Annotated in this window: 11 protein-coding genes; 3 read left to right on the top strand and 8 right to left on the bottom strand. The window is 60.9% G+C overall.

Going from position 1 to position 11,834, the window contains the following annotated elements:
- Positions 1 to 30: 30 nt before the first annotated feature.
- From katE to PQR27_RS24700, 5 genes are all read right to left on the bottom strand, one after another.
- On the bottom strand, positions 31 to 2,142 hold the full coding sequence (katE, locus tag PQR27_RS24720) for a catalase HPII (protein ID WP_408526260.1): 2,112 nt from the start codon (positions 2,140 to 2,142) through the stop codon (positions 31 to 33).
- Positions 2,143 to 2,325: 183 nt separating this feature from the next.
- Positions 2,326 to 3,222, bottom strand: a complete 897-nt coding sequence (locus PQR27_RS24715) for a MipA/OmpV family protein (protein WP_408526259.1) — start codon at positions 3,220 to 3,222, stop codon at positions 2,326 to 2,328.
- A 394-nt stretch (positions 3,223 to 3,616) separates the two neighbouring features.
- Entirely contained in the window at positions 3,617 to 4,360 is a 744-nt protein-coding gene (msrA, locus tag PQR27_RS24710; protein ID WP_408526258.1) for a peptide-methionine (S)-S-oxide reductase MsrA, read from the bottom strand.
- 61 nt (positions 4,361 to 4,421) lie between these two features.
- Positions 4,422 to 4,925 carry a peptide-methionine (R)-S-oxide reductase MsrB gene (msrB, locus tag PQR27_RS24705; RefSeq protein ID WP_408526257.1) on the bottom strand — a complete coding sequence of 168 codons (504 nt, stop codon included), beginning with the start codon at positions 4,923 to 4,925 and terminating at the stop codon, positions 4,422 to 4,424.
- Positions 4,926 to 5,062: 137 nt separating this feature from the next.
- Positions 5,063 to 5,572 carry an Lrp/AsnC family transcriptional regulator gene (locus PQR27_RS24700; protein ID WP_408526256.1) on the bottom strand — a complete coding sequence of 170 codons (510 nt, stop codon included), beginning with the start codon at positions 5,570 to 5,572 and terminating at the stop codon, positions 5,063 to 5,065.
- A 156-nt stretch (positions 5,573 to 5,728) separates the two neighbouring features.
- On the opposite strand from PQR27_RS24700, the gene PQR27_RS24695 reads away from it, so the two are divergent.
- The gene (locus PQR27_RS24695; protein ID WP_408526255.1) at positions 5,729 to 6,745 is read left to right on the top strand and encodes a 1-aminocyclopropane-1-carboxylate deaminase; all 1,017 of its coding nucleotides are present in this window, start codon (positions 5,729 to 5,731) and stop codon (positions 6,743 to 6,745) included.
- Between the two features lie 390 nt (positions 6,746 to 7,135).
- Here the strand turns inward: PQR27_RS24695 and PQR27_RS24690 are convergent, their stop codons facing one another.
- Complete coding sequence (locus PQR27_RS24690) at positions 7,136 to 8,023, bottom strand: LysR family transcriptional regulator (protein ID WP_408526254.1); 888 nt, start codon at positions 8,021 to 8,023, stop codon at positions 7,136 to 7,138.
- Between the two features lie 130 nt (positions 8,024 to 8,153).
- Between PQR27_RS24690 and PQR27_RS24685 the strand changes: the two genes are divergently transcribed.
- Both PQR27_RS24685 and PQR27_RS24680 read left to right on the top strand, forming a co-directional pair.
- On the top strand, positions 8,154 to 8,879 hold the full coding sequence (locus PQR27_RS24685) for a pirin family protein (RefSeq protein ID WP_408526253.1): 726 nt from the start codon (positions 8,154 to 8,156) through the stop codon (positions 8,877 to 8,879).
- A gap of 68 nt (positions 8,880 to 8,947) precedes the next feature.
- Positions 8,948 to 9,361, top strand: a complete 414-nt coding sequence (locus tag PQR27_RS24680) for a DoxX family protein (protein ID WP_408526252.1) — start codon at positions 8,948 to 8,950, stop codon at positions 9,359 to 9,361.
- Positions 9,362 to 9,500: 139 nt separating this feature from the next.
- On the opposite strand, the gene ahpF is transcribed toward PQR27_RS24680, so the two are convergent.
- Entirely contained in the window at positions 9,501 to 11,096 is a 1,596-nt protein-coding gene (ahpF, locus tag PQR27_RS24675) for an alkyl hydroperoxide reductase subunit F (protein ID WP_408526251.1), read from the bottom strand.
- 150 nt (positions 11,097 to 11,246) lie between these two features.
- Positions 11,247 to 11,810: an alkyl hydroperoxide reductase subunit C gene (gene ahpC / locus PQR27_RS24670; protein ID WP_408526250.1), complete on the bottom strand. Its 564-nt coding sequence runs from the start codon at positions 11,808 to 11,810 to the stop codon at positions 11,247 to 11,249.
- Positions 11,811 to 11,834 lie beyond the last annotated feature (24 nt).

Below are 11,834 nucleotides of genomic sequence, written 5' to 3'. Positions count from 1 at the left end.
GCTTTGCCGCTCGAGTCAGACAGAACATCGTTACGCCGGAACCGTCTCCGCCAGCGCGGCACGCGACCACACGCGATGCTGCTCAGCCGCCTTGATGAAGGCCTTCAACACGTCCGCGACGTGTTTGTCGTCGCCGGTGATCACGCCGTCGGCATCATCCGGCAAGTGGGCTGCCGCCAGCACGTCGCGCCCCGCTCCAATCACCGCGATCGCCTTCAGATGCTTGAACGCTTCGAGCACGAAATGCCGCGCGTCGCCCGATTGCGCAAGCGCTTTGGCGCCTGCCGCGCCGCCAACCACAATCACCGCGTCGAACATGATCGACGGCAGGCCGGCAATGGTTGCGTCGGGCGCCATTCCGTCAATGGCGGCCAGCGTCGGCGCGATCAGCATGGGTGTCGCACCCTCGCCTTGCAGCGCCTGTTGAAGCTTCTTGATAGCACTGCCGTCGGAACCGGGCGCCGCCAGTAACGCGATCTTGCGGGTCTTGATGCCCGGCTTCACACGATTGAGCAGGCTTAGCGCCGGCGACGACTTCGGCCCCACCAGTTTCGCCGCGCCCTTCTTCGGTGCCGGCAAACCGAGGCCCTCTGCTACCTGCGCCGCGAGTCCCGCATCGAAGTTGGCGAGAATCTCGTTCACCACTCGCGCGCGGATCTCCGGTTTGGTCACCTTGCCGAGTTCGAACTGATAAGCCGCGGCGATGTGGTCCTTCTCGGGTTCGGACATGCTGTTGTAGAACAGTGCGGCCTGCGAGAAATGATCGGCGAAAGACTCGCTACGCACGCGAATCTTGGTGCCCTCCACGCGTTCCTGATAAGTTTCGAAGCCGCCATCGGCCGGCGCCGGATCGGTTTCCTTCGGCCAGCCGCCACTCACCGAGTTTGGCTCATACGATGCCTGCCCCACGTGGATGGTCTGCCGGTGCATCGCATCGCGCTGGTTGTTATGGAACGGACTCACTGGCCGGTTGATCGGTATCTCGTGGAAGTTGGGGCCGCCCAGACGGCTGATCTGCGTGTCCGTGTATGAAAAGAGGCGCCCTTGCAGCAGCGGATCGTTCGAGAAATCGATGCCCGGCACGACGTGGCCCGGATGGAACGCAACCTGTTCGGTTTCGGCGAAGAAGTTGTCCGGGTTGCGATTGAGCGTCATCTTGCCAATGATTTTCACCGGCACGAGCTCTTCAGGAATCAGTTTGGTCGGATCGAGCAGATCGAAGTCGAACTTGTGCTCATCCGCTTCTTCGACGATCTGCACGCCCAGTTCGAATTCGGGGAAGTCGCCTCGTTCAATCGCCTCCCACAAGTCACGCCGGTGAAAGTCGGGGTCCTTGCCGGCGAGCTTCTGCGCCTCGTCCCACAGAAGCGAATACGAGCCCAGCACCGGACGCCAGTGGAACTTGACGAAACGCCCCTGCCCCTTTGCATTGACGAAACGGAACGTATGAATACCGAAGCCTTCCATCGTGCGCAGGCTGCGCGGAATGGCGCGATCCGACATGGTCCACAGCACCATATGCGTGGACTCGGGCACCAATGACACGAAATCCCAGAAAGTGTCGTGTGCGGAGCCGCCAGTCGGCATTTCGTTCGGCGCTTCGGGTTTTACCGCGTGCACGAAATCCGGAAACTTGATCGCATCCTGAATGAAGAACACCGGCATATTGTTGCCGACCAGATCGTAATTACCTTCCTGCGTGTAGAACTTCACGGCGAAGCCGCGCACGTCGCGTACCGTGTCGGCCGAGCCTCGCGGCCCCTGCACCGTCGAAAACCGGACATAAACGGGGGTTTGGACGGCAGGATCCTGCAAAAACGCCGCCTTGGTGTACTCACTCATTGATTCGTACACCTGAAACACGCCATGCGCGGCCGACCCTCGCGCATGCACAACGCGCTCAGGAATGCGCTCGTGATCGAAGTGTGTGATCTTCTCGCGCATGATGAAATCTTCAAGCAGCGAGGGGCCACGCGGACCGGCGCGCAATGTGTTCTGGTTGTCGGCGATCTTCACGCCTTGATTGGTTCGCAGCGCCTGGCCTTCGGCACTGGCGCGAAACTGTTCGAGATCCTTTGATTTTGGATCGGCGGCTTGCGTGGGTTTTGCTGCGGGCTTGTGGGTGCCTGTTTTACCTGCCATGGGAATCGACTCCTTGTGTCCGGGCGCGCCGGCGAAAAGCCGGTTCGCGCGATCAGGGAGTGAGCAATCAATATGCCCGCTGGCGTCATGGACCTCAGCAGTGGTTGATGGTGCTAACGGCCTGCGACGGCGCGAACAGCATGCGCGCCGTTGTTCCGCGCATTGAAGGCAAAAGCCGCAACGTCAGAAGCGGTAGTTGATCGAAATGTCGGCCACGCCATTCGCCTTGCGGTGCGTAACCGGGCTATTGCCCGCGCTGCCGACCAGTTGTTCGAATGCACCGTCAGCGGTAGCGAACCAGTGCTTGTCGAATAGCCACACGGCGCTCACGCCAAAGCCTACTGACTTGACGCCCGCGCTCGCGTGATACTGCCGGTATTGCGAGCTCGCCGCCTGGCTCTGATTCACGCCGAACCAGCTGTTCATATAGGTGGAATCCGCAAGCGTCACGTTCGGCCCGGCGAACCAGAAGAAGTTCTTGGTGCTGCCCGGCATCGGCAGATAGGCGCTGAAGTCGCCGGTCCAGCCATTCGAGCCACCAAAATAGCGCCGTACGTCCGCACGCAGCACGAGTGGGAAATCCTTCGACACGACGTATTCGCCCGAGAGCTTGACGCCAGGCGCGGCGTTGATGTTGCCGAGGCCATTCAGTTCCTGCGGATCGTCATGCGCACGACGCCCCAGATCGTAGACGGCTGCGAGACTCGCGCGCCAGTTCTGCCCCTGCGCGAAGTTGACCCCGAAGCCTTCGCCGCTGGAGAGGAAGAACAGGTCCTTGTAGCGCACGTCAATGCTCGGCCCGGCCAGAATGTGATATCGATCCGAACCCTCATAGCGCGGCTGGAACGAGGCGGCCGCACCGAAACGCACCTGCCAGTCCGGAATATTGGGCTGCCACATCTTCTGCAATGGAATGCCGACAGAGTATTGCCACTCGCCCAGCGGCGATGGCGTTTGCGCCGAAGCCGAGCCTGGGAGGCAGGCAAAGCCGCCAATGGCCACGGCGACCAGAGAAGTTGCCGCGACGCCTGTCTGTTTATTGCGGATCCTGCCGACCCGCTTTCTACGGCTGTTCAACACCAGAAGCCTCCGATCTCGCGTACCGCGAAGGGGTTTATGTTCTCGCCCAAAAAGCATCCGGGCGACCGCCGCATTACTACGCACGGCATGTAATTTTTTCAGCAAACGACACGCACTATCCGGCAAACCGCGCTGCCTGGCGCTGACCCCGCCCTGTAAAACGGGGCTTTCGTATGAACAGACACGTGCGAAAGATTTGCCGACGCAGGCACCTGTGCAAAATGCGGGCCTAATCGCTGGAGAACAGGTTCTGATCGGCGAAATGCGAGGGCAGACCACGGTATGGAACGCGAGCGCGCCGTGGCGATGAAAGGCGGGATGGAATCAGAAAGGGACCGGCGCCGCGCGATGCGGCGCCCTGAAAAGACGGGTGCTGAAATGCAGCCGGGCGGTGCTACTGCGCCGCTTCGACCAGCACCGGTTTGTCGCGATAGAGATTCGGAAACAGGCGCTTCAGGTTCTCGACCTTCGGCATATCGTTGATCGCGATATACGCCGAATTCGGATGCAGCGTCAGGTAGTTCTGGTGATAGGACTCGGCCGGATAGAAGCCCTTGAACGGCTCCGTCTTCGTGACAATCGGCGCCGGGAAGGAATGCGCCTTGTCGAGCTGTGCGATATAGCTTTGCGCGACGCGCCGCTGCGTGTCGTTCAGGGGGAATACCGCCGAGCGATATTGCGTGCCGCTGTCCGGCCCCTGGCGATTCAATTCCGTGGGGTCCTGGATCACCGAGAAGTACACCTGCAACAACTGGCCGTAGGTGACCTTCGTGGGATCGAACGTGACCTGCACGGATTCCGCATGGCCTGTCTCGCCGCCGCTGACGGTCTCGTACTGGGCGGTGTCGCGTTGCCCGCCTGAATAGCCAGACACGGCCCGCGTGACGCCGCGCACGTGCTGGAACACGCCCTGCACGCCCCAGAAGCAGCCGCCGGCGAACACGGCGGTCTCTTCATGCGCCGTCGTGGCCGAGACCGGTTCGTCCAGCGCGGGTGGCGCGATTACGACGGCGGCTTCCGACGAAAACGCCGTGCGCTGCGCGGCCAGCAACGCGAGGCCGCAGATTCCAAGCGCAAGCGCGATGGTCCGCATGCGCGAGCGGGCCGGTTTGCCCATGAGACGATCTCCGAGGTTCATGATGTCCATCCTGATTCGATGTGCTTGCGTCGCGCCGTGCGGGCGACGCCGTTTCGCCGATTCATGCCGCCGACGGCGTGAAGCTCAGTGCGAGGCCGTTCATGCAATAGCGCAGGCCGGTCGGCTTGGGTCCGTCGTCGAATACGTGGCCCAGATGGCTGCCGCAGCGCCGGCACAGCACTTCATTGCGCGTCATGCCGAAAGACTTGTCGGTGTGCGTGATGACCGCGTGGTCCAGCGGTTGCCAGAAACTCGGCCAGCCGGTGCCGCTGTCGAACTTCGTGTTCGACGAAAACAGCGGTAGTTTGCAGCCGGCGCACGCGAAGGTGCCGACGCGGTGCTCATTGTTCAGCGGGCTGCTGAACGGACGCTCCGTGCCCGCTTCGCGCAGCACGGTGTACTGCGCGTCGGTCAGCAGTTTATGCCAGTCGGCGTCGCTGTGCGTCACCTCGTACGAAGTGGTTGCGTTGCTGTCCGCAGCGCCCGCCGTGCGCCATGCCAGCGTGCCGCCCGCGAGCGAAGCCGCGCCGATTAATCTGAAGAATATCCGTCTGCTGCAAGCCATGATGATCGTCCCGGGAAGTCCGTACCGTTCACCCCGTTCAGGCGCTCCTGGCGCTGCCCGCGAGTGGTCTTGATGCTTGGTCGGACGGGCGCGCGTTTTATGACAGCATGCGCGTCTTTTTTGCGTGATGGCGCGGATTACAGCGGAAATTGCGTGGTCGAGAGGATTTCCTTGAGCACCATGAACGAGCGGATTTGCCGGACGCCGGGCAGATACAGCAACTGTTCCGCGTGAAGCCGGTTAAAGCTGTCGCTATCGCGGGTGCGGATCGTCATGAAGTAATCGAATTCGCCGGTGACGACGTGACACTCCATGCATCCCGCCACTTTCTGCGCGGCTTTCTCGAACTCGGCGAACGACTCGGGCGTAGAGCGATCCAGCACCACGCCGATGATCACCAGCATGCCAGCCCCCGCCGCCTTGGGATCGATCAATGCGACGACACCGCGGATCAGACCTGACTCCTTCAGGCGCTCGACGCGCCGCAAACAGGCCGGCGCACTTAATTTCACCTTGGCCGCGAGCGCGACGTTCGAGATCGACGCGTCGATTTGCAATTGACGCAGGATCGCCCGGTCGATGCGATCGAGCGCCTGTATGGGAGCAGCGCCCGGCGCTGAGGCGGTACGAATTTTTGTTGCGTTCATGACTCCCCACACGATTTTTTATTAGATATCTTCACACTTTGTTTTTTTAAAGTAAGCCCGGTGGAGTTATTTCGCAAGCTCATTTCCAGCACTCTTCCCTACCATTTGATAGCGCGATGGCTTGCTGCGCGCGTCAAACCTACAACTGGAGCTGCCATGAACCTGCAACGATTCCCTCGTTACCCACTGACTTTCGGGCCCACGCCGATTCAGCCGCTGAAGCGTTTGAGCGAGCACCTTGGCGGCAAGGTGCATCTGTATGCGAAGCGCGAGGACTGCAATAGCGGCTTTGCATTTGGCGGCAACAAGACGCGCAAGTTGGAGTATCTGATCCCTGAGGCGTTGGCACAGGGTTGCGACACATTGGTATCGATTGGCGGGATCCAGTCAAACCAGACGCGCCAGGTCGCGGCCGTTGCCGCGCATCTGGGGATGAAATGCGTGCTGGTGCAGGAGAACTGGGTGAACTATTCCGACGCCGTGTACGACCGCGTCGGCAACATCCAGATGTCGCGCATACTCGGCGCCGACGTGCGATTAGTCGCTGACGGTTTCGACATTGGCTTTCGCAAGAGTTGGGAAGACGCGCTGGAGAGCGTGCGCGCCGCCGGCGGCAAGCCTTACGCGATTCCCGCGGGGTGCTCCGACCACCCGCTGGGCGGCTTGGGTTTTGTCGGTTTTGCCGAAGAAGTGCGCCAGCAGGAAGCCGAACTAGGCTTCAGATTTGACTATATCGTCGTATGCTCCGTGACCGGCAGCACCCAGGCCGGCATGGTAGTGGGCTTCGCAGCGGACGGCCGTGCCGAGCGCGTGATTGGCATCGACGCATCCGCAAAGCCAGCCCAGACCCGCGCGCAGATCACGCGCATTGCGCGGCAGACGGCAGAAAAAGTGGCCCTTGATCGCGACATCACGGACAAGGACGTGGTACTGGACGAACGCTACGGCGGCCCCGAGTACGGCTTGCCGAATGAAGGCACGCTAGAGGCCATCCGCTTGTGCGCACGCCTTGAGGGCGTCCTGACCGACCCGGTATACGAAGGCAAGTCGATGCACGGCATGATCGACAAGGTCCGCAACGGCGAATTCCCGACCGGATCGCGCGTGCTGTACGCGCATCTGGGCGGCGTCCCGGCGCTAAACGGGTACAGCTTCATTTTCCGGAATGGGTAAGCACCAACAATCGGCATAACATCGTCCCCGCCGTGAACAACCAGCACCGACGCAAGAGCCACCATCGGTGTTGGAAGTACCGCCTCGGCGCGCGCAGCGCCGCCGGAGGAATGACGGCCTTGTCACCCAGGCGGGAAGGCGCACAGGCCCAATCTCTACGGAGCCACGATCCCCTCCAAGCCGGGGGACCCGCTTAGATGCTAGCGGTGTGAGCCGCTTTCTTTTGCCTACTTTTCTTTGCGGCGGCGCCCCGAAGGAAGTCCACTTGGTGGGCAAAGAAAAGTAGGTGCCCCCCCGCACAGCGGGAACACTAATAAACCAATAAGAAAACAAGGAAAGGCCAACGCCATAGGCACAAGGAAATGCCGCCGCCAAAGGCAAAAAACCTCCCTAAACCAAAACCCTCCCCAGTTGCTCCCGCAAAAAACCGACAAAAACCCGAATAGAAACCGAACTCTGCCGATGCTGCGGATAAACAGCATAAACAGTCGACGCCGCAGGCAAAAAACCATCGAGCACCGTGACAAGAAGCCCATTCCGAATCGCCTCAGCCACAATAAAATCAGGAAGCCGAACAATCCCAAGTCCGGCGACAGCCGCATCCCGAATCAGATCCCCATTATTCGCCCGCAAGGGCCCCCGAACTTCAACACTCTTCACGGCGCCATCAACGACAAACTCCCAGCTCACCGCCCCACCATGCCCATACAACAGACACGAATGCCGCTCAAGATCATCAGGCCGGGCAGGCGCCCCACGCCTGCGCACATACCCGGGACTGCAACACGCCACCATCTTCACATCCGCGAGCTTCTGCGCGATCAGCGTGGAGTCCGGCAACGTGCCGATCCGGATCGCCATATCGAAGCCCTCGCCGACCACATCGACAGTCCGGTCACTCAACTCCATATCGAACCGCACATCGCCATGTTCACGCAAAAACATCGCCACGAGCGGCGACAGATGCATCATCCCGAACGACATCGGCGCGCTCACGCGTAACAAACCACGCGGCCCGGCGCGCCGCAGCGACATGGCCTGCTCGGCATCCTCCACTTCACCGAGAATGCGCCGCGCGCGCTCGTAAAACTCCTGACCGAGTTCGGTCACCGCCAGTTTGCGGGTGTTGCGGATTAGCAGCTGCACGCCGAGTGCCTCCTCCAGCGCCATGACCCGCCGGCTGACGAACTGTTTCGACAGCGCAAGCCGGTTGGCCGCCGCAGTGAAGTTGCGAGCGTCAACCGTGGCGACGAAGATCCGCATGTCATCGAGTTGCATCGTATTGTCCACTCTACAGTGACAGTGTTTCACGTTTGGTCACGATTATAGCCATCCAGATTGACCTACACTGTCGTTCATGGATCGCGGACAACCATCTGGCCGGATCGCACAAACAAGGAGAATCAAGATGCTTGAAATCAGACACGCCAATCAACGCGGCCGCGCGGAGCACGGCTGGCTCAGCTCGCGTCACACGTTTTCCTTCGCGAACTATCACGATCCGAAGCAGAACGGCTTCTCGGACCTGCTCGTCATCAACGACGACCGCGTCGCGCCGGCACAAGGTTTCGGCAAGCATCCGCACCGTGACATGGAAATCTTTTCGTACGTGCTCGAAGGCGCGCTGGAACATAAGGACACCATGGGCACCGGCTCGGTGATCGTGCCCGGCGACATCCAGTTGATGAGCGCAGGGACCGGCGTCGCGCATAGCGAATACAACCACTCGAAGAGCGATCCGGTGCACTTCATGCAGATCTGGATTGCTCCGGCAAAGAAAGGCACCGCACCGCGCTATCAGCAACGCCACTTTGGCGTCGACCAGAAACGCGGCACGCTGCGGCTGGTGCTCTCGCCGGACGGCGCCAATGATTCGCTAATGGTGCAACAGGATGCGCGGGTGTATGCGGGTCTCTTCGACGGTGACGAAAGCGCGCGCCTCGAGCTGGCCAGCGATCGCTACGCCTATGTGCAGGTGGCACGCGGCAGCGTGACCGTGAACGGCGTCGAACTCGGCGAAGGCGACGGCGCACGGGTCCGCGGCGAAGAAGCGCTGACCTTCACGCAAGGTCGCGACGCTGAAGTGCTGGTGTTCGATCTGCGGAACATCGAAATGTCGGAGTTGTGGGCTTAATTAAGCTGAACCTGCTCGCCGTGCGGTTTGCGGCGGGTCGCATCCTTCCTGTCCTGTTGAGAAAAATCATGCGCTACACGCTATTTGAAAACCGCAAAGACGAACTGATTCTCGTCGCCCGTATTCTGTTGATGGTGCTGTTCGTGATGTTCGGCTGGTCCAAGCTGACGGGCTTTTCTGGCACCGTCGCGTATATGACGTCGAGCGGCGCTCCGATGCCTGAAATTTCGGCGATCATCGCCGTGGTGATGGAGTTCGTGGTGGGTATCGCGCTCGTGGTCGGCTTCTATACGCGGCCGCTCGCATTGCTGCTCGCGCTTTATACGCTGGGCACGGCGTTCATCGGCCACCACTACTGGAACATGACCGGCGCCGTGCAGTACGACAACATGATTCACTTCTACAAGAACATCAGCATTATCGGCGGACTGTTGCTGCTGTGCGTGACGGGCGCCGGCAAGTATTCGATCGACCGCCGCTAAAAAGAGCGCTGTCCTGTCAGATAGAAAAAGCCGCCTGGCTAATGCCACGCGGCTTTTTTGCGTGCGCGCCCAACATGGGCGTGCCCCAAAAAAACGGCGACCCGAAAGCCGCCGTCTCTTTACTTCCCGAAGCGCGAGCTCAGCTAACCGCCAACTCCGCCTCAGCTTCACTTACCACTTCATCTTCATCGCTGCTGCGGATCAGGTGGTCGAATGCGCTCAATGATGCCTTCGCACCCTCGCCTACTGCAATCACGATCTGCTTGAACGGCACCGTTGTCACGTCGCCGGCGGCGAACACGCCCGGCACCGACGTCGCGCCGCGAGCATCGACGACGATTTCGCCATGCTTCGACAACTCGACCGTGCCCTTCAGCCATTCAGTATTCGGCACGAGGCCGATCTGCACGAACACGCCTTCGAGCTCGACCTGCTTCGTTTCGCCCGAACGCAGATCCTTGTAGACCAGACCATTGACCTTCTTGCCGTCGCCGGTGATTTCCGTAGTCTGCGCCTGCGTGACGACGGTCACGTTGGCGAGGCTGCGCAGCTTGCGTTGCAGGACTTCGTCGGCGCGCAGCTGGGCGCCGAATTCGAGCAGCGTCACTTCGCGCACGATACCCGCGAGATCGATCGCCGCCTCGACGCCCGAATTGCCGCCGCCGATCACCGCGACACGCTTGCCCTTGAACAAGGGACCATCACAGTGCGGGCAGTACGCCACGCCATGATTGCGATACTCGCGCTCGCCCGGCACGTTGATTTCGCGCCAGCGGGCACCGGTTGCCAGAATGATGGTCTTCGCCTTCAGCACTGCGCCGTTGGCCAGACGCACCTGGTTGATGCGGCCCGGAATCAGCGCCTCAGCGCGCTGCACGTCCATGATGTCGACTTCATAGCTCTTCACGTGCTGCTCGAGCGCCATTGCGAACTTCGGCCCTTCGGTTTCGGTCACGGAGACGAAGTTTTCGATCGCAAGCGTGTCGAGCACCTGACCGCCAAAGCGTTCCGCCACCACGCCCGTCGCGATGCCCTTGCGCGCCGAGTAAATCGCCGCAGCCGCGCCCGCAGGACCGCCGCCGACGATCAGCGTGTCGAACACCGCCTTCTTTTCCAGTTCCTTCGCAGCCCGGGCGCCGGCGTTGGTGTCGAGCTTCGCGAGGATTTCCTTCACGCCGCTGCGGCCCTGGCCAAACACTTCGCCGTTCATGAACATGGTCGGTACCGCCATGATCTGGCGCGCTTCGACTTCGTTCTGGAACAGCGCGCCGTCGATCGCCACGTGGCGGATGCGCGGGTTGATCAGTGCCATCACGTTCAGCGCCTGCACGACTTCCGGGCAGTTCTGGCATGACAGCGAAAAATACGTTTCGAATTGATAGTCGCCGTCGAGGTTGCGGATCTGTTCGATCACCGCATCGTCGAGTTTGACCGGATGGCCGCCGACCTGCAAAAGCGCGAGGACGAGCGACGTGAATTCATGACCCATCGGGATACCGGCGAAGCGGATCCCCGTGTCCTTGCCGGGCTCGCCAATCGAGAACGACGGCTTGCGCTGATCGTCGCCACGGCGCTCGATCACGGAAACGCGCGCCGACAGCGTGGCGATATCGTTCAGCAAAGCCAGCAGCTCCTGCGATTTCGCGCTGTCGTCGAGCGATGCAACGATCTCGATAGGCCTGCTAACCTTTTCCAGGTACGTTTTCAACTGAGTTTTGAGGTTCGCGTCGAGCATGGCAATTCGATTCCGTGACAAGGGTGTGAGGTCCCGGGCGCCGCGCGCATCCGGATAGGACGTGCGCAGCCCGGGAACGCGCGGGCCACTGTGAGAAGCGGTCCGCACGGAGATGCGCCGTGAGGCGCGTACTGCGGGAGGCTTTTAACCTTAGATCTTGCCGATCAGGTCGAGCGACGGGGTCAGCGTGTCAGCGCCCGGCGTCCACTTCGCGGGGCACACTTCACCCGGGTGAGCCGCGATGTATTGCGCAGCCTGTACCTTGCGCAGCAGCTCGCCTGCGTCACGGCCGATACCGTTGTCGTGCACTTCGCACAGCTTGATCTGGCCTTCCGGGTTGATCACGAACGTGCCACGCAGCGCCAGGCCTTCTTCTTCGATCAGCACGTCGAAGTTGCGCGAGATTGCGAGAGTCGGGTCGGCGATCATCGGGTACTTGATCTTCTGGATCGTGTCCGACGTGTCGTGCCATGCCTTGTGCGTGAAGTGCGTATCGGTCGACACGCTGTAGATTTCGACGCCGAGCTTCTGGAATTCGGCGTAACGATCGGCCAGGTCACCCAGTTCGGTCGGGCAAACGAACGTGAAGTCAGCCGGATAGAAAACGAAAACCGACCACTTGCCCTTCAGGCTTTCTTCAGTGACGGTCACGAAATCGCCGTTGTGATACGCCTGTGCCTTGAACGGTTTGACTTGGCTGTTGATGATCGACATGTACTGATTCCTCTTTGCTGAGTG

Origin of the sequence: Paraburkholderia fungorum, from assembly GCF_046027215.1 — a bacterium.
In the GTDB taxonomy this organism is placed as follows: Bacteria; Pseudomonadota; Gammaproteobacteria; order Burkholderiales; family Burkholderiaceae; genus Paraburkholderia; species Paraburkholderia fungorum_D.
The sequence above is the reverse complement of the archived record's forward strand: the minus strand, read 5'-3'. Positions and strand labels throughout refer to the sequence as shown.

Bases quoted from the DNA above. Each gene is read 5' to 3' on its own strand.
- PQR27_RS24680 (WP_408526252.1), top strand. From the start codon at position 8,948: ATGCGCTACACGCTATTTGAAAACCGCAAAGACGAACTGATTCTCGTC.
- PQR27_RS24695 (WP_408526255.1), top strand. From the start codon at position 5,729: ATGAACCTGCAACGATTCCCTCGTTACCCACTGACTTTCGGGCCCACG.
- msrA (WP_408526258.1), bottom strand. From the start codon at position 4,360: ATGAACCTCGGAGATCGTCTCATGGGCAAACCGGCCCGCTCGCGCATG.
- msrB (WP_408526257.1), bottom strand. From the start codon at position 4,925: ATGGCTTGCAGCAGACGGATATTCTTCAGATTAATCGGCGCGGCTTCG.
- katE (WP_408526260.1), bottom strand. From the start codon at position 2,142: ATGGCAGGTAAAACAGGCACCCACAAGCCCGCAGCAAAACCCACGCAA.
- PQR27_RS24700 (WP_408526256.1), bottom strand. From the start codon at position 5,572: ATGAACGCAACAAAAATTCGTACCGCCTCAGCGCCGGGCGCTGCTCCC.
- PQR27_RS24685 (WP_408526253.1), top strand. From the start codon at position 8,154: ATGCTTGAAATCAGACACGCCAATCAACGCGGCCGCGCGGAGCACGGC.
- ahpC (WP_408526250.1), bottom strand. From the start codon at position 11,810: ATGTCGATCATCAACAGCCAAGTCAAACCGTTCAAGGCACAGGCGTAT.
- ahpF (WP_408526251.1), bottom strand. From the start codon at position 11,096: ATGCTCGACGCGAACCTCAAAACTCAGTTGAAAACGTACCTGGAAAAG.
- PQR27_RS24690 (WP_408526254.1), bottom strand. From the start codon at position 8,023: ATGCAACTCGATGACATGCGGATCTTCGTCGCCACGGTTGACGCTCGC.